The organism is Herbaspirillum sp. 1130 (genome assembly GCF_017833835.1).
GTDB classification, from domain to species: Bacteria; Pseudomonadota; Gammaproteobacteria; order Burkholderiales; family Burkholderiaceae_D; genus Herbaspirillum; species Herbaspirillum huttiense.
Window position 1 is genome coordinate 674114 of the sequence record NZ_JAFICQ010000002.1, and the last position, 14887, is coordinate 689000.

12 protein-coding genes are annotated in these 14887 nt (G+C 63.5%); 9 read left to right on the top strand and 3 right to left on the bottom strand.

What is annotated here, in order from left to right:
- Positions 1 to 4 precede the first annotated feature (4 nt).
- From JOD78_RS11875 to JOD78_RS11905, 7 genes are all read left to right on the top strand, one after another.
- Positions 5 to 1054 carry a porin gene (locus JOD78_RS11875; protein WP_121037543.1) on the top strand — a complete coding sequence of 350 codons (1050 nt, stop codon included), beginning with the start codon at positions 5 to 7 and terminating at the stop codon, positions 1052 to 1054.
- 83 nt (positions 1055 to 1137) lie between these two features.
- On the top strand, positions 1138 to 2265 hold the full coding sequence (locus JOD78_RS11880; protein ID WP_209567971.1) for a Re/Si-specific NAD(P)(+) transhydrogenase subunit alpha: 1128 nt from the start codon (positions 1138 to 1140) through the stop codon (positions 2263 to 2265).
- Positions 2265 to 2579 carry an NAD(P) transhydrogenase subunit alpha gene (locus tag JOD78_RS11885; RefSeq protein ID WP_034335569.1) on the top strand — a complete coding sequence of 105 codons (315 nt, stop codon included), beginning with the start codon at positions 2265 to 2267 and terminating at the stop codon, positions 2577 to 2579. The genes JOD78_RS11880 and JOD78_RS11885 overlap by 1 nt, the downstream gene beginning before the upstream one ends.
- Entirely contained in the window at positions 2576 to 4018 is a 1443-nt protein-coding gene (locus tag JOD78_RS11890) for an NAD(P)(+) transhydrogenase (Re/Si-specific) subunit beta (RefSeq protein ID WP_209567970.1), read from the top strand. Before JOD78_RS11885 ends, JOD78_RS11890 begins: the two co-directional genes overlap by 4 nt.
- A gap of 11 nt (positions 4019 to 4029) precedes the next feature.
- Positions 4030 to 4836, top strand: coding sequence for an SDR family oxidoreductase (locus JOD78_RS11895; protein WP_209567969.1), 807 nt, complete (start codon positions 4030 to 4032; stop codon positions 4834 to 4836).
- Between the two features lie 27 nt (positions 4837 to 4863).
- On the top strand, positions 4864 to 5895 hold the full coding sequence (locus tag JOD78_RS11900; RefSeq protein WP_209567968.1) for an L-idonate 5-dehydrogenase: 1032 nt from the start codon (positions 4864 to 4866) through the stop codon (positions 5893 to 5895).
- Positions 5896 to 5941: 46 nt separating this feature from the next.
- Positions 5942 to 7471, top strand: a complete 1530-nt coding sequence (locus tag JOD78_RS11905; protein ID WP_209570820.1) for a methyl-accepting chemotaxis protein — start codon at positions 5942 to 5944, stop codon at positions 7469 to 7471.
- 40 nt (positions 7472 to 7511) lie between these two features.
- Here JOD78_RS11905 and tsaD read toward each other — a convergent pair whose 3' ends face one another.
- On the bottom strand, positions 7512 to 8552 hold the full coding sequence (gene tsaD / locus JOD78_RS11910) for a tRNA (adenosine(37)-N6)-threonylcarbamoyltransferase complex transferase subunit TsaD (protein ID WP_121044770.1): 1041 nt from the start codon (positions 8550 to 8552) through the stop codon (positions 7512 to 7514).
- Between the two features lie 133 nt (positions 8553 to 8685).
- On the opposite strand from tsaD, the gene ybiB reads away from it, so the two are divergent.
- Entirely contained in the window at positions 8686 to 9705 is a 1020-nt protein-coding gene (gene ybiB, locus JOD78_RS11915; RefSeq protein WP_209567966.1) for a DNA-binding protein YbiB, read from the top strand.
- A gap of 237 nt (positions 9706 to 9942) precedes the next feature.
- Here the strand turns inward: ybiB and JOD78_RS11920 are convergent, their stop codons facing one another.
- Positions 9943 to 10398 (bottom strand): hypothetical protein, encoded by a 456-nt coding sequence (locus JOD78_RS11920; protein ID WP_034334286.1) that lies wholly within the window; start codon positions 10396 to 10398, stop codon positions 9943 to 9945.
- 1003 nt (positions 10399 to 11401) lie between these two features.
- Between JOD78_RS11920 and JOD78_RS11925 the strand changes: the two genes are divergently transcribed.
- The gene (locus JOD78_RS11925) at positions 11402 to 13504 is read left to right on the top strand and encodes an EAL domain-containing protein (RefSeq protein WP_209567965.1); all 2103 of its coding nucleotides are present in this window, start codon (positions 11402 to 11404) and stop codon (positions 13502 to 13504) included.
- Here the strand turns inward: JOD78_RS11925 and JOD78_RS11930 are convergent.
- Positions 13494 to 14885 carry an MATE family efflux transporter gene (locus JOD78_RS11930; protein ID WP_209567964.1) on the bottom strand — a complete coding sequence of 464 codons (1392 nt, stop codon included), beginning with the start codon at positions 14883 to 14885 and terminating at the stop codon, positions 13494 to 13496. The genes JOD78_RS11925 and JOD78_RS11930 overlap by 11 nt on opposite strands.
- Between the last annotated feature and the right edge of the window lie 2 nt (positions 14886 to 14887).

Below are 14887 nucleotides of genomic sequence, written 5' to 3' on the forward strand. Positions count from 1 at the left end.
GTCAATGAAAAAAATAGCCATGTCGGCCGCAGCGCTGGGGATCATCAGCTGTGGCGCCCAGGCGCAGAGCAGTGTCACGATCTACGGTATCGTCGATTCGTCGGTTCGCTACAGCACCAATGAGAACGCCGCGGGCGGGAGCAAGGTGCAACTGGCCGGCGGTCCGCTGTCCGGCAGCCGTATCGGTTTCAAGGGGACGGAGGATCTCGGCGGCGGCTTGTCGGCGCTGTTCTCGCTGGAGACCGGATTCGGGACCGACACCGGCGCGCTGCAACAGCAACCGGCTTCCGGCACCCGGCTGTTTGGCCGGGAGTCTCTGGTCGGGCTGCAAGGCGGCTTCGGCAAGCTGACCGTGGGGCGTCAGTATGCACTGATCCATGACATGGTCGTGAGCTATGACGTCTATGCTCTCTCCAACGTGACCCAGACCATCGGCTTCCAGGGCGGCAACTACACCATGGGCGCGCGACTGGACAACAGCTTGCGCTATGCCGGCACCTACAAGGGTGTGACGGCCTCATTGGGCTACAGTGCCGGCGAAGTGGCGGGTGACATCCACAATGGTGAATCCAGGGCCATCGGCCTGGCCTATGATGACGGTCCGCTGCACATCGGCGGTGCGTGGCAGGTGTTGAATAATTCGACTACCTATTTCAGCTCGGCCATCAGCGCCAACAGCAAGCAGACGGCCTGGTCACTGGGCGCTACCTACACCGCAGGTCCGGTGAAGTGGTACGCAGGCTACATCAACAACAAGCTCGATATCGCCGACTATCGCAACAGTTCCTACTCTGCCGGTTTCAAATGGAACATCAGCGGACCGTGGAGCTTGTGGAACGCGGTCTACTTCGACCGCCTCAAGCACGCCGGCACCAGCGGCAACCGCCTGACCATCGCACCGACCGTACTCTATGCCTTCAGCAAGCGCACCGATGTCTATCTCACGGTGGACTACACCAAGCTCACCGACGCATGGAAGACCTTGGGCTCCACCTCCGGCACGCTGTTCGGCAATCGTCTGGGCGTGACCACCGGCATTCGCCACCAGTTCTGATGCAGTACCGGGGACATCCTCGGCGATGTCCCCCTGCGCGTCGCATGACCGCGTCACAAGAACGATAACAGCAGGAGCAATTCATGATCATAGGCATCCCCGTCGAGACACGGGATGGAGAAACCCGCGTGGCCGCCACGCCGGAGACAGTCAAGAAATTCATCGCGGCCGGGCATGAAGTCAGGGTGCAGTCCGGTGCAGGCGTCAGGTCCAGCATTCCTGACTACGCCTATGTGGCCGTCGGCGCCAGCATCGGCAGCGCCGAAGCGGTCTATACCGCCGAGATCCTGCTCAAGGTGCGCGCCCCCAATGAGGCCGAACGCGCTCGCCTGCAACCGGGTACCGTGGTCATCGGCATGTTGAACCCCTTCGATGCCGACAACATCGCCGCCATGGCCGCCGCCGGCCTCACCGCCTTCGGCCTCGAAGCCGCGCCCCGCACCACCCGCGCGCAGTCGCTGGACGTGCTGTCCTCGCAGGCCAACATCGCCGGTTACAAGGCCGTGCTGATGGCCGCCAATACCTGTCAACGCTTCATGCCCATGCTGATGACCGCCGCCGGTACCGTCAAGGCCGCGCGCATGCTCATCATGGGGGCCGGCGTGGCCGGCCTGCAGGCTATTGCTACGGCCAAGCGGCTGGGGGCGGTGATTGAGGCCTCCGACGTGCGTCCGGCGGTCAAGGAGCAGATCGAATCGCTGGGGGCCAAATTCCTGGATGTGCCCTTCCTGACCGAGGAGGAAAAGGAAATCGCCCAGGGTGTGGGCGGCTATGCCCGCCCGATGCCGCCGGACTGGATGAAGCGCCAGGCCGAACTGGTCCACGAACGCGCCAAACAGGCCGACATCATCATCACCACCGCCCTGATCCCCGGCCGCAAGGCCCCCGTGCTGATCAGCGAGGAGACCGTCAAGGCCATGAAGCCCGGTTCGGTGATCCTGGACATGGCGGTCGACCAGGGCGGCAACTGTCCCTTGTCGGAACCCGGCAAGACCGTCATCAAGCACGGCGTGCACATCATCGGCGAAGGCAACCTGGCGGCCCTGGTGGCGGCCGATGCCTCGGCCCTGTACGCGCGCAACGTGCTCGACTTCCTGAAACTGATCATCGATGCCGAAGGCAAGCTGGTCATCAACAAGGAAGACGATATTGTCGCGGCCACGCTGCTTTGTTCAGGTGGTGAAGTGCTGCGCAAACAAGGAGACAAGTAATGGAAGTCAGCCACACCATCATTAACCTGATCATCTTCGTGCTGGCCATCTACGTTGGCTACCACGTGGTCTGGACGGTGACCCCGGCCTTGCACACGCCCCTGATGGCGGTGACCAATGCCATCTCGGCCATCATCATCATCGGCGCCATGCTGGCCGCGGGCCTCACCGAAGGCACGGTCGGCCGCATTGCCGGCACGCTGGCCGTGGCGCTGGCGGCGGTGAACGTGTTCGGCGGCTTCATGGTGACCCAGCGCATGCTGGAAATGTTCAAGAAGAAAGAGCCCAAGGCCAAGTCGGGAGAACGAGCATGAGCATGAACCTGGTGACCCTGCTGTACCTGATCGCATCGATCTGTTTCATCCAGGCCCTGAAGGGTCTCTCGCACCCGGCCACGGCGCGCCGTGGCAACAGCTTCGGAATTGCCGGCATGGTCATCGCCGTGCTGACCACGCTGGCGCTGATCGTCAAGATCAAGGGGGAGGGTACCAATCCTTCCGGTGATATCGGCTACCTGCTGGTGGCTGGCGGCGTGATCGTCGGTGGCGGCATCGGCGCTTATCTGGCGCGCAGCGTCGAGATGACCAAGATGCCCGAACTGGTGGCGGCGATGCACTCGCTCATTGGTCTGGCGGCGGTCTGTATCGCGGTGGCGGCGGTGGCCGAGCCGTGGGCGCTGGGCATTTCGGCGCACGGGCAACTGATTCCGGTGGGCAACCGGGTGGAACTGTTCATCGGTACCTTCGTGGGGGCCATCACCTTCTCGGGTTCGGTGATCGCCTTCGGCAAGCTATCGGGCAAGTACAAGTTCCGCCTGTTCCAGGGTGCGCCGGTCAACTTCGCCGGCCAGCATTTCCTGAACCTGCTGCTGGCGGTGGCCATGATCGGCTTCGGCATCATCTTCGTGCTGACGCAAAACTGGCTGCCCTTCATCATCATGGCCGCCATCGCCTTTGCGCTGGGCGTGCTCATCATCATCCCGATTGGCGGGGCGGACATGCCGGTGGTGGTCTCGATGCTCAACAGCTATTCCGGCTGGGCGGCGGCGGGCATCGGTTTTTCGCTGAACAACTCCATGCTCATCATCGCGGGTTCGCTGGTCGGTTCGTCCGGTGCGATCCTCTCCTACATCATGTGCAAGGCGATGAACCGGTCCTTCTTCAACGTGATCCTGGGCGGCTTTGGCGGTGAAGCGGCGGCCGCCGGTGGCGGGGCGCAGCAGCAGCGCAACGTCAAGTCGGGATCGGCCGACGATGCGGCGTTCCTGATGGGAAATGCAGAAACCGTCATCATCGTGCCGGGTTACGGGCTTGCCGTCGCACGCGCGCAGCACGCACTGAAGGAACTGACCGAAAAGCTGACCCACAACGGCGTGACCGTGAAATACGCAATCCACCCGGTGGCAGGCCGCATGCCGGGCCACATGAACGTGCTGTTGGCTGAGGCCGAGGTGCCCTATGACCAGGTGTTCGAGATGGAAGACATCAACAGCGAATTCGCCCAGGCCGATGTGGTGCTGGTGCTGGGGGCCAATGACGTGGTCAACCCGGCGGCCAAGGATCCCAAGTCGCCCATTGCCGGCATGCCGATCCTGGAAGCCTACAAGGCCAAGACCGTGATCGTGAACAAGCGCTCCATGGCAGCGGGTTATGCAGGTCTGGACAATGAACTGTTCTACATGGACAAGACCATGATGGTCTTTGGCGATGCCAAGAAGGTCATCGAAGATATGGTCAAGGCGACAGAAGGATGAGAGCAGACATCATGGACCAGAAGACTTTGCAAACTGGATCGAGCCTCCCTGCTGGCGTAGCAGCCTTCAATCTCACCGGCCGCATTGCGCTCATCACCGGCTCTACCAGTGGCATCGGATTTGCCCTGGCGCGCGGTCTCGCGCATGCTGGTGCCCATGTGGTACTCAATGGGCGAGACATGGAAAAACTTGCAGTCGCCGTGGAGCGGCTGTCAACAGAGGGGGGGCGCGTCACCGGGATGCCCTTCGATGTCACCGAGGCGGCTTCCGTCAATGCGGCTGTGCGGCGCATCGAGGAAGATGTCGGTCCCATCGAGATCCTGGTCAACAATGCGGGCATACAGCGCCGCTCGCCACTGGAACAGTTTTCCGAAGAGGACTGGCATGCGCTGATCCGCACCAACCTCGACTCCGTGTTCCTGGTGGGTCAGACGGTCGCGCGCGCCATGATCGAGCGAGGTCACGGCAAGATCATCAACATCTGCTCGGTCCAGAGTGAACTGGGCCGTCCGGGTATCGCGCCCTACACCGCTACCAAAGGGGCGGTGAAGATGCTGACCAAGGGCATGGCGATCGATTGGGGCAAGTACGGCATCCAGGCCAACGGCCTGGGGCCTGGCTACTTCAAGACCGAACTGACGGCACCGCTGGTGCGCGATCAGGTGTTCACGGACTGGCTGGTCAACCGCACCCCCTCGCGACGCTGGGGAGATGTCGAAGACCTGGTGGGGGCGGCCGTCTTCTTGTCCAGTCCAGCCTCTGATTTTGTCAACGGTCACATTCTCTACGTCGATGGCGGCGTCACCGCCACCCTTTGAATCCCGACCTCATTCAGGAGAACCATCATGCAGGCCATCATCGTTCATGCTCCCCATGATTTGCGCATCGAAGAAATTCCCACGGCCGAACTGGCCCCCCATCAACTGAAGGTACAGATCAAGGCCGGTGGCATTTGCGGCTCGGACCTGCATTACTACCATCACGGCGGCTTCGGGACGGTGCGCATCAAGCAGCCCATGGTGCTGGGCCATGAAGTCTCCGGCGTCGTTCGTGCCGTGGGCGAGGCGGTGCAGGATATCGCTGCGGGCACGCGTATTGCGGTGAGCCCGAGCCATCCGTGTGGCGTGTGCCGCTACTGCCAGGAAGGCAAGCAGAACCATTGCCTGGACATGCGTTTCTACGGCAGTGCCATGCGCATGCCCCATGTTCAGGGCGCGTTCCGCCAAGAGATCGTGATCGAGCGCCATCAGGCACACCCGGTGGCCGATCATGTCAGCGATGGCGTGGCGGCCATGGCCGAGCCACTTTCGGTGGCCCTGCACGCCGTGCGCCGGGCAGGTTTACTGGTGGGCAAGCGGGTCCTGGTCACGGGATGCGGGCCGATCGGTGCACTGGTCATCATCGCTGCGCGGCGTGCCGGGGCCGCGGAAATCGTCGCTACCGACATTGCGCCCAAGGCACTGGAAGCCGCCCGTGTCGTCGGGGCCGACCGTATCATCAACGTGGCGACCGAGGCCGAGGTGCTGCAATCCTATGCGCAAGGAAAGGGCAGCTTCGATGTGCTGTTCGAGGTCAGCGGTACCGAACGTGCACTGCGTGCTGGCCTGGAAACGATGCGTCCTGGCGGTGTAGTCGTGCAGGTCGGATTGGGCGGTGATGTCAATTTCCCGGCCAATCTGCTGGTGGCGAAGGAGCTGGAATGGCGCGGTGCCTTCCGCTTCCATGAAGAATTCGCCATGGCGGTGGAGATGATGAATCGGCGGCTGGTCGACGTGGCACCCCTTATCACGGCGAGCTTCCCTTATACCCAGGCGGTAGATGCGTTCAATGTGGCAGGGGACCGTAGCAGCCAGATGAAGGTACAACTCGCGTTCTGAAATTGGGAGCGAGACGATGTCGATGAGATTGCTGCGCAACCCCACCTTGGCCGTCAAACTGATGGCCTCATTCCTTGTTGTATTGGCCCTCACCGCTGTTCTCGGTGGCTTTTCGCTGATGCAGATCGGCCGGGTGCACGATGCGACGGGCGATCTGATCGTGCGTTGGACACCTGCCCAGCATATTCTGCTGGATCTGCGCAGCGAGTTTGCGCGGTTTCGGATAGAAGAATTTCGCCACATGCTGGCCACGCGCAACAGCGAGGCACGGGCCGCCGAGACGGTGATGCAGCAGATCATGCGTCGGCGGGAAGCGCTGGAGCAGCAATTCCAGGCGTTGCCCCTGACCGAGGATGAACGAAAGGTCTGGCGCGGGTATGGGGAATCCATCAAGCGCTACCTGGTCCTGCACGAAAAGCTGTTGAGCCTGTCGGATCAGGGGCGCACCGAGGAAGCCAAGGCCCTGGCGCAGGAGCAGGGTGCGGCCCTGGACCAATCCGTAGGGAAATCCTTGTCCACTCTCCTTGCTGCGGTCGAGCAAGGTAGCCATGCAAGCGGCCAGGAAGCCGATGCGACCTTCGGCCAGGCCCGTGTGGGAGTGGCTGCCTTGCTCGCAGTGGCCCTGGTGTGCGGATTGGGCTTGTCCTGGTTGATCGCACGCCGCGTCAGCAAGCCGCTCAATGAAGCCGTGGGAATCGCCAGTGCGGTGGCGCGAGGCGATCTGGCCAGCAGGATCCATGTGGCCTCACGCGACGAAACGGGCAGGATGATGGCGGCCCTGTCCGCCATGAATCGCAGCTTGTCGCAGATGATCAGGGAGGTCACGGTTCACGGGAAACAGATCGCGGCAGGAATAGAACAGTTGAGCACCGGCAACTCGGCGCTTTCGGCGAGAACCGAGGAGCAGGCGGCATCGCTGGAACAGACCGCTGCCTCGATGCAGGACATGGCACACACCGTGCGATCCAACTATGAAGCAGCGCAGGAGGCACGCTTGGCTGCCGACCGCGCCTGCGCACTGGCGCAGCGGGGAGGCGCGATGGTGCAACAGGTGGTAATGGCCATCGCTGCCATCAAGACATCCTCCGGCAAGATCAATGACATCATTGGCGTGATCGATGGCATCGCCTTCCAGACCAACATCCTTGCGCTCAACGCAGCGGTGGAGGCGGCGCGGGCAGGCGAACAGGGAAGGGGGTTCGCCGTGGTGGCTTCCGAGGTGCGCTCACTGGCGCAACGCTCAGGGGCGGCTGCCCGCGAGATCAAGCAGCTCATTGAAAGCTCGACCGGTCAGATCGCCTCCAGCAATGAGTTGGCCGCCGGGACGGGCGATGCCATGAAGGAAATGGTGGATGCAGCCAACCGGGTCAACGACTTGATGAGCGAGATCGTGCAAGCCGGCGACAGCCAGACGGCTGGCATTGATCAGATCGCGCAGGCAATTGTGCAGCTTGATGGCATCACCCAGCGCAATGCTGATCTGGTTGAGCAGGCAAGCGCGTCGGCTGGATTGCTCAAACATGAGATTGATGGAATGTCCAATGCCATCGGCAGATTTACCTTGGGTTCAGACTAGGGCTTGTTCACAGTCAATCTGAGAGTTGGCCTTCGATTGACTACTGCCCGGCCTGCGGCGGCCGCAACTCATCCAGCGGCCAGCGCGGACGCACGCCAAAACCGTATTCCTTGCGCGCCGCACCCGGCTCCTCGCGCAGGCGCATGGCACCGGCGAAGGCGATCATGGCGCCGTTGTCGGTGCAGAATTGCAGCTCCGGGTAAAACACTTCATAACGCCGCTTGGCCGCTGCCGCATTGAGGGCCGCGCGCAGCTGCGCATTGGCGCCGACGCCGCCGGCGATGACCAGACGCTTCAGGTTGGTCTGTTTCAGGGCCGTCATGCACTTGGCCACCAGTACATCCACGATCGCATCGACGAAGCCACGCGCGATGTTGGCCTTGTCCTGTTCGCAGATGTTGGCGCTGTGCTGCTTGACCACGGTCAGCACTGCCGTCTTCAAGCCCGAGAAACTGAAATCCAGATTCTTGGAATGCAGCATCGGACGCGGCAACTGGTATGCGCCTGGATCGCCGAACTCGGCCAGGCGCGAGATCGCTGGTCCGCCCGGATATCCCAGTCCCAGCAACTTGGCCGACTTGTCAAAAGCTTCCCCGGCGGCATCATCCAGCGTCTCGCCCAGCAGTTCATAGCGGCCCACGCCATCGACCCGCATCAGTTGCGTATGCCCGCCCGAGACCAGCAGCGCGATGAAGGGAAAGCGCGGCGGCTTGCTCGCCAGCAGCGGCGAGAGCAGGTGGCCTTCCAGGTGATGGATGCCCAGTACCGGCTTGTCCAGCGCCAGACCCAGTCCGCAGGCCACCGATGCGCCGACCAGCAGCGCCCCAGCCAGTCCCGGTCCTTGCGTGTAGGCGATGGCGTCGATGTCGGCGGCTTGCACCTGCGCATCGGCCAGAGTTTGCTGCAGCAGGGGAATGGCGCGGCGGATGTGGTCGCGCGAGGCCAGCTCGGGGACTACGCCGCCATATTCCTGGTGCATGGCAATCTGCGAATGCAGGGCATGCGCCAGCAGGCCGCGCTCGGTGTCGTACAGAGCAAGGCCGGTTTCGTCACAGGAAGATTCGACGCCGAGAACTAACATGGGGATGGACTCAATGAAGCCGCCGCAAAAAGAGCCCGGTGGGGGCCATGCGGCAAAGGCGCTATTGTAATGGAAAGCCACCGGGCAAGCGCCCCGGCTGCGGCAGGCGGCGGTTTTGGTGTACCCTTCGGCCATGCAAAACGATGCCCACATTCCTGCTCCGGCTGCCGCCGTCGAGCCTGTCGCCAGTGCCGCTGCCTCGTCACCGGCCCCGTTCGCAGCCGCCCGTTTCATCAAGGAAATCGGACGCGGCAAGGACGGTGCCCGCAGTCTTTCGCGCGAGGATGCGCAACTGATGTATGCCGCCATGCTCGATGGCCGCGTGAGTGATCTCGAACTTGGCGGCATCCTGCTGTCCATGCGCATCAAGGGCGAGTCGGTCGAGGAGATCGCCGGTTTCCTGGCGGCCGCCGAGGCCTCCTTCACGCCCCTGCATGCGCCGGCCGGTCCCTATGCGCCGGTGGTGCTGCCCAGCTACAACGGCTCGCGCAAGATGGCCAACCTGACGCCGCTGCTGTGCCTGTTGCTGGTGCGGCGCGGAGTCCCCGTGCTGATGCACGGCGTCACCCACGATCCGCAGCGCGTGACCAGCGCCGAGATTTTCACTGCGCTGGGGGTACCGCATGCGGCCTCCGCCGCCGAGGCCGAAGCGCGCATGGCCGCCGGCCTGCCGGCCTTCATCCCGATTGCTGCGCTGGCCCCGGCCGTGTCGCGCCTGCTCGATCTGCGCCGCATCCTCGGCGTGCGCAACTCCACGCATACGCTGGTCAAGATCATGCAACCGTTTGCGCAGCCCGCCTTGCGTCTGACGTCGTATACCCATCCGGAATACCTGAAGATGCTGACCGACTACTTCAGTCACGCCGCCCCGCATGATCGCGGCGACGCCTTCCTCATGCGCGGCACCGAAGGCGAGACCGTGGCCAATGCGCGGCGCGCCCAGCGCATCGACTGGTTCAGCCGCGGCACCCGCACCGTGCTGGTGGAAAAGCAGAGCGTGGCGGAGGAATCGCCCGACCTGCCCGAAGGCCAGGACGCCGCCGCCACTGCCGCCTGGATCAACGAGGTATTGGCGGGGCAGCGCCCGGTACCGCAAGCCATCGCCGAGCAGGTCGATCACTGCGTCGACGTGGCGGCACGCGTGGGAAATTGATGCACTGCTGCGTGGGTGATTCGCCACAGCCACTCCCGTCACGCGGGAAGCTGACAGATTGACAGGCGGGACGCGCGCAGCAGCACATGCCGGTGGCGGATCGCACGCGGGCGGAACAAGAACAAGAAAGGAAGGAAGCAAGATCCCAGGGGGGAGCGGGATCGTGATTCGGGAGGGGGAGAAATCTCGGGAAACGACACGAGAGGAGCACGCAGCGAACGCTGCGGGAGCGCGTCTTCAGGTGCGGGTGCGGCGGCGGGTGGTGGCGGTCTTGGTCGGTGCAGCGGCTTTTTCTGACGCCTGGATGGCGACTTGCGAGAAGGCGAAGATCACTTCCTTGACGATCTTGCGCTGGGGCGCAGGCAGATTGATGAAGGCTTCGAAAGCTTCGCGCTCGCGGTAGCCGATGGCTTCTTCCCAGCGCGCGCGGCGCTTGTCGATGCGCTTGCTGATCTCCTCGCCGAAGCGCAGATGCTGTGGCGTCACGATCAGCCATTCGGCCAGCGTTTCCAGCTTGTCCTGCTTGGGCATCGACTCGCCCAGCAGCCAGCGGCGTACGCCGTGCAGCGTCATCGGCTTGCCCCAGTAACGTAGATTGAATTCCCGTTCCAGAACGGCGGGCTTGGGTTCGTATCCTGCTTTTTCCATCGCTGCGCGCAGGCGCTTTGCGAATTTTTGATTGGCGGTTTCCATGATTTCGAAGGTACTTTGAGGTAGCGCTTTCCGGGGTACGTTTGCTTCCGAGGTGAGTTACGCCGCAAACGTGATTTATACTCACTGGTCGGAAAACGGGCGCCATCGCTCCTGCAGCGGTCCGCGCGTGATCGCGCCGAAGCAGTGCCGACAGGCATTTCCGGCCGATGGGAAAGCGTCCATGTGCAAGTCTCCAAAAGAGTCTTTGGTGCAACGAGCAGCCGCATTTGGCACGGGTCACCGTGCACAGATGTCAGGTCATCAGGCCACTGCAAGTACGTCGCGCGGAGCGCATGGCAGGGACTGGCCTGGTGCATCGCATGCTTGACGCAGGAGGGACGATGCCGGTCTTGTGATGCAGGCATTGTCGGTCCAACTCTCCTGCCTGTGCATCGGCAGGGCGCAATTTTTTAAGGTTTGTGTCCGCCGCGAGACACGCCGCAAGGAGCGAGACACGGCGTTCCAGATCTGATGCGACGCGGCATCTTGCGGCCGAAGCGCGCTAGAATAGCGGGAGATCGAAAAGCGCACCGGGCATCCGGTGAATGAATAGCCGATATCTTTCCCATTCCACGGGATGGAGTTTTTGTTAGATAATCCGGCCCGAGCTTTTGGGGGGCGACACCGTCCGGCGTCTTGCCGGGGAGTCACACAAGCAGCACGCTGGTTGCAACGAATCGAATAAATCAAAGAAGTCAGCAGCATCCCTGTGGTACGTTTTGGTTACGTAACTTTTTGAGGTTCCCGGAATGACGTCGGCGCGCGTCGTGGCAGCGGCATGGTTTCCTGCCGCGCACGAGGTGTGCGGGCGCTTTCCGGGATGGAACGCGGCGACCCGTTGCCCGGCAACGGCGATCGACTGACGTCCTGCGGCCCGCTGCGCCATGCTGCCAGCGCGCTCGTCGCCAGGACGGAACGGCCGCGATACCGAGCAGGCGTCCTGTCCTGCGGGCTCCCAGCGATCGCCCGCGTGGAAGGTGCGCACCCGAGCCCAGGTTCGACAATGTCAGCTTCCTTTCATTTCCTGCTGTTGGCCTTTGCCTTGCTGGTCGCCAGCCTCTCGGCCTACGCGGCGCTGGAGGTCTCCGAGCGCATCGTGCTGCAGGAGTCACAGCACCGGCGCTTGTGGCTGGCCATCGGCGCGGTGGTATTCGGTCTCGGCGTGTGGGGCGCGATGCTGCTGACGGTGGCGTCGCTGGACGCGCCCATGGCGATCGCCTTCGATGCGCGCATGGTGGTGCTCACCCTGCTGCTGTGCCTGTCCAGCGCTTTCTACCTGATGCATCTGACGGGCATGCGGCGTCCGCAACCGGCCCGGCTGGTCATTGGCGGGCTGGCCATCGGTGCCGCCTTCAATGCCGCCTTCCATATCGCGCTCAAGTCGATGACGCTGGTGCCGCCGCTGGTGTATCACACGCCCTTGCTGATCGTGGCCCTGGTGGTGTCGGAAGTGGTGGCGGTCTTCATCGTCACGCTGTTTTCCGCCAGCAACGGACGCAAGCCCATGACCGGTTCGCTCAATTCCCAGCAGGCGCGGCGCGTGCTGGCGGCGCTGCTGGTAGGGGCCGGGCTGGTGTCATCGGCGGCCGCCGGACTGCGCGCACTGCTGATCGACCCGCAGGCGCAAAGCCTGGCCGGGGAAGGCATCACGCGCGAACACCTGGTCAATGGCCTGGTGTTCCTGGCGTTTCTGGCGATGGCCATGGCGCGGGTGGTCAGCGGCGTGCAGCGCAATCAGGTCTTGAAGAAGATCGTTGGCCGCACCAATGACAAGCTGCTGCACTTCGCCACCCATGATGTGCTCACCGGCCTGCCCAATCGCGCCTTGCTGGCGGACCGCATCCAGCATGCGGTGGAAGTGGCGCGTCGCAACGGCAAACCGTTCGCGGTGCTGTTCATGGATCTCGATGGCTTCAAGGCCATCAATGATTCGCTCGGCCACGCCGTCGGCGATGGCTTGCTGGTGGCGGTGGCGCAGCGCATCCGCGCCTGCATCCGTGGCGAGGACATGGTGGCGCGCATCGGTGGCGACGAGTTCGTGGTGGTGATGAGCAATCTGTCCACGCCCGAGGTGGTGGAGCAATTGTCGGAGAACATCCTGGCCGAACTGCGCCTGGATTTCCAGATCGAGGATGCGACCTTGCGCGTGACCTCCAGCATCGGCATCGCGGTCTATCCCAACAGCGGCGAGTCGGTCGATGCCCTGATGAAAAATGCCGATGCCGCCATGTACGAAGCCAAGCAGAGCGGACGCAATACCTATCGCTTCTTCGAGCCGGCCATGCATGCCAGCGCCATGCGTCATCTGCAGGTGCGGCAGGCGCTGCAGCAGGCGATTGACCAGCAGCAGTTCCGCCTGCATTTCCAGCCCAAGTATCGCGGTGCCGGCAAGGAACTGACCGGGCTGGAAGCGCTGCTGCGCTGGCATCATCCGGAGCTGGGCGAGATGGCTCCGTCCGAATTCATTCCCATTGCCGAGCGCTCGGGGCAGATCCTCTGCATCGGCGACTGGGTATTGCACGCGGTGTGCCGGCAGATCGTGTGCTGGGATGCGGCCGGCGTGAAGCCGGTCAAGGTGGCGCTGAACCTGTCGCCGCTGCAGATGCGCAGCGATCTGGTGGAGCGCATCATCAAGGTGGTCAGTGCGTCCGGCATCGCGCCGCAGCGGCTCATGTTCGAGATTACGGAGACCGCCGCCATGAAGGATGTGGAACGCACCACGCGCGTGGTGCGCGAACTGCAGTCGCTGGGCTTCGACATTGCCATCGACGACTTTGGCACCGGCTATTCCAGCCTGGCCTACCTGGCGCAGTTCCACTGCCGGCAGGTCAAGATCGACCGTTTCTTCACCTCGCGCCTGGATCTGGATGATCACTCCGGACGCGCCATCGTGGCCGCCATCATTGCGCTGGCACATGCCCTTCAGATGGAAGTGGTGGCCGAAGGCGTGGAGACCGAAGGGCAGCTGCGCGAACTGCAGCTGCTGCATTGTGATCAGGTGCAGGGCTTCCTGCTGGGGCGGCCGGACGACGCGGTCAGCGTGCCCGGTCTGGTCGACGCCAGCAATGACGATCTGTTTGCCGCCGGCGGCGTGATCAAACGCTGAGTTCGCCGCGCTGCGCGCGGCGCTGGATCACGCGCAGATAGGCCAGCAGGCCGAGGGCCACCAAGCCCAGACTCAGGCTGTTGGCCAGCCAGAACCCGGACGGGCCGCGCAGCGCCGGCGGTGCCACGCCCAGCGGATCGAGTCCCAGCAGATAGCCGCCGCCCAATCCCACTCCCCACAGCGTGACCGCGTAGATGACGGTGGGCACCACCGCCACCTTGTAGGCGCGCAGCACGAAGGCAGTGGTCACCTGCATGGAATCGAACAGCTGGTAGAAGGCGATGTAGAGGAACAGCGGCAGCGCCGCACCGACGATCACCGGATCGGGCGTGTAGGCGCGAATGATGTGTTCGCGCAGGAACCACACGATTACCCCGATCACCACCGACAGCGACACGGCCAGGCGGATGCCGGCACGGCCGATCTTCTTGGCCTCCGCCATGTTGCCGCCGCCGATGGCTTGCGCGACCAGGGTGCTGGTGGCGCTGGCAATGGACAGCGGCAGCATGTACAGCACCGTGCCGACGTTGGCCGCGATCTGGTGGCCTGCCACCGGGACCGCGCCGAGGCGTGCGATGAACACGGCCATCAGCGTGAAGGCGGTCACTTCGATGAAGTAGGACATGCCGATCGGAATACCCAGCAGCAGCAGCGTGCGCTGGCTCTTCCACGAGGGCGCGACGAAGCCGCTGCCGAACAGCTTGAGCGGACGATACAGCGGCAGGCGCGCCACCAGCAGCCAGGCGGCGATCATCGTCAGCCAGGCGATCAGCGTGGTGGCAATGGCGCAGCCGGGGCCGCCGAAGGCCGGCAGGCCGAGCCCGCCGAAGATGAGCAGGGCGTTCAGCGGCAGCTTCAGCAACAGGCCGCCCAGCTGCAGCGCCATCACCATCTTGGGCCGTGCCAGGGCGGTGTTGAGCGAGGAATAGACGCGGAAGAACAGCGTGGCCGGCAGCGCCAGCGCTTCGATGCGCAGGTACAGCGTGGCCTTCTCCACCAGTTCCGGCGAGGCCTTGGCCACCGCCAGGAACAGCGGTGAAAACATCAGGATCAGCGAGCCCACGATGGACAGCAGCACTGCCAGCCACATGCCTTGCTTGACCTCGTTGCCGATCTCGCCCACGCGGCCTGCACCGTACAACTGGCCGATGGTCGGCTGCAGTGCCTGCAGCACACCCGACAGGCCGACGAACACGCTCACGTAGATCGACACGCCCAGCGCCAGCGCGCCCAGGTCCAGCGCCGAGAAGCGCGAGACCATGGCGGTATCGATGACGCCATTGGCGATGATGGCCAGCTGCCCGATCAGCAGCGGCCACGCCAGCCGCGTGATGCGGCCGACGTGATGGCGGGAGGAGAGGGCAGGCAGTTCAGTCGTCACGC

Coding starts and splice junctions, on each gene's coding strand:
- JOD78_RS11900 (WP_209567968.1), top strand. CDS start 4,864: ATGCAGGCCATCATCGTTCATGCTCCCCATGATTTGCGCATCGAAGAA.
- JOD78_RS11875 (WP_121037543.1), top strand. CDS start 5: ATGAAAAAAATAGCCATGTCGGCCGCAGCGCTGGGGATCATCAGCTGT.
- JOD78_RS11925 (WP_209567965.1), top strand. CDS start 11,402: ATGTCAGCTTCCTTTCATTTCCTGCTGTTGGCCTTTGCCTTGCTGGTC.
- JOD78_RS11885 (WP_034335569.1), top strand. CDS start 2,265: ATGGAAGTCAGCCACACCATCATTAACCTGATCATCTTCGTGCTGGCC.
- ybiB (WP_209567966.1), top strand. CDS start 8,686: ATGCAAAACGATGCCCACATTCCTGCTCCGGCTGCCGCCGTCGAGCCT.
- JOD78_RS11880 (WP_209567971.1), top strand. CDS start 1,138: ATGATCATAGGCATCCCCGTCGAGACACGGGATGGAGAAACCCGCGTG.
- JOD78_RS11895 (WP_209567969.1), top strand. CDS start 4,030: ATGGACCAGAAGACTTTGCAAACTGGATCGAGCCTCCCTGCTGGCGTA.
- JOD78_RS11920 (WP_034334286.1), bottom strand. CDS start 10,398: ATGGAAACCGCCAATCAAAAATTCGCAAAGCGCCTGCGCGCAGCGATG.
- tsaD (WP_121044770.1), bottom strand. CDS start 8,552: ATGTTAGTTCTCGGCGTCGAATCTTCCTGTGACGAAACCGGCCTTGCT.
- JOD78_RS11890 (WP_209567970.1), top strand. CDS start 2,576: ATGAGCATGAACCTGGTGACCCTGCTGTACCTGATCGCATCGATCTGT.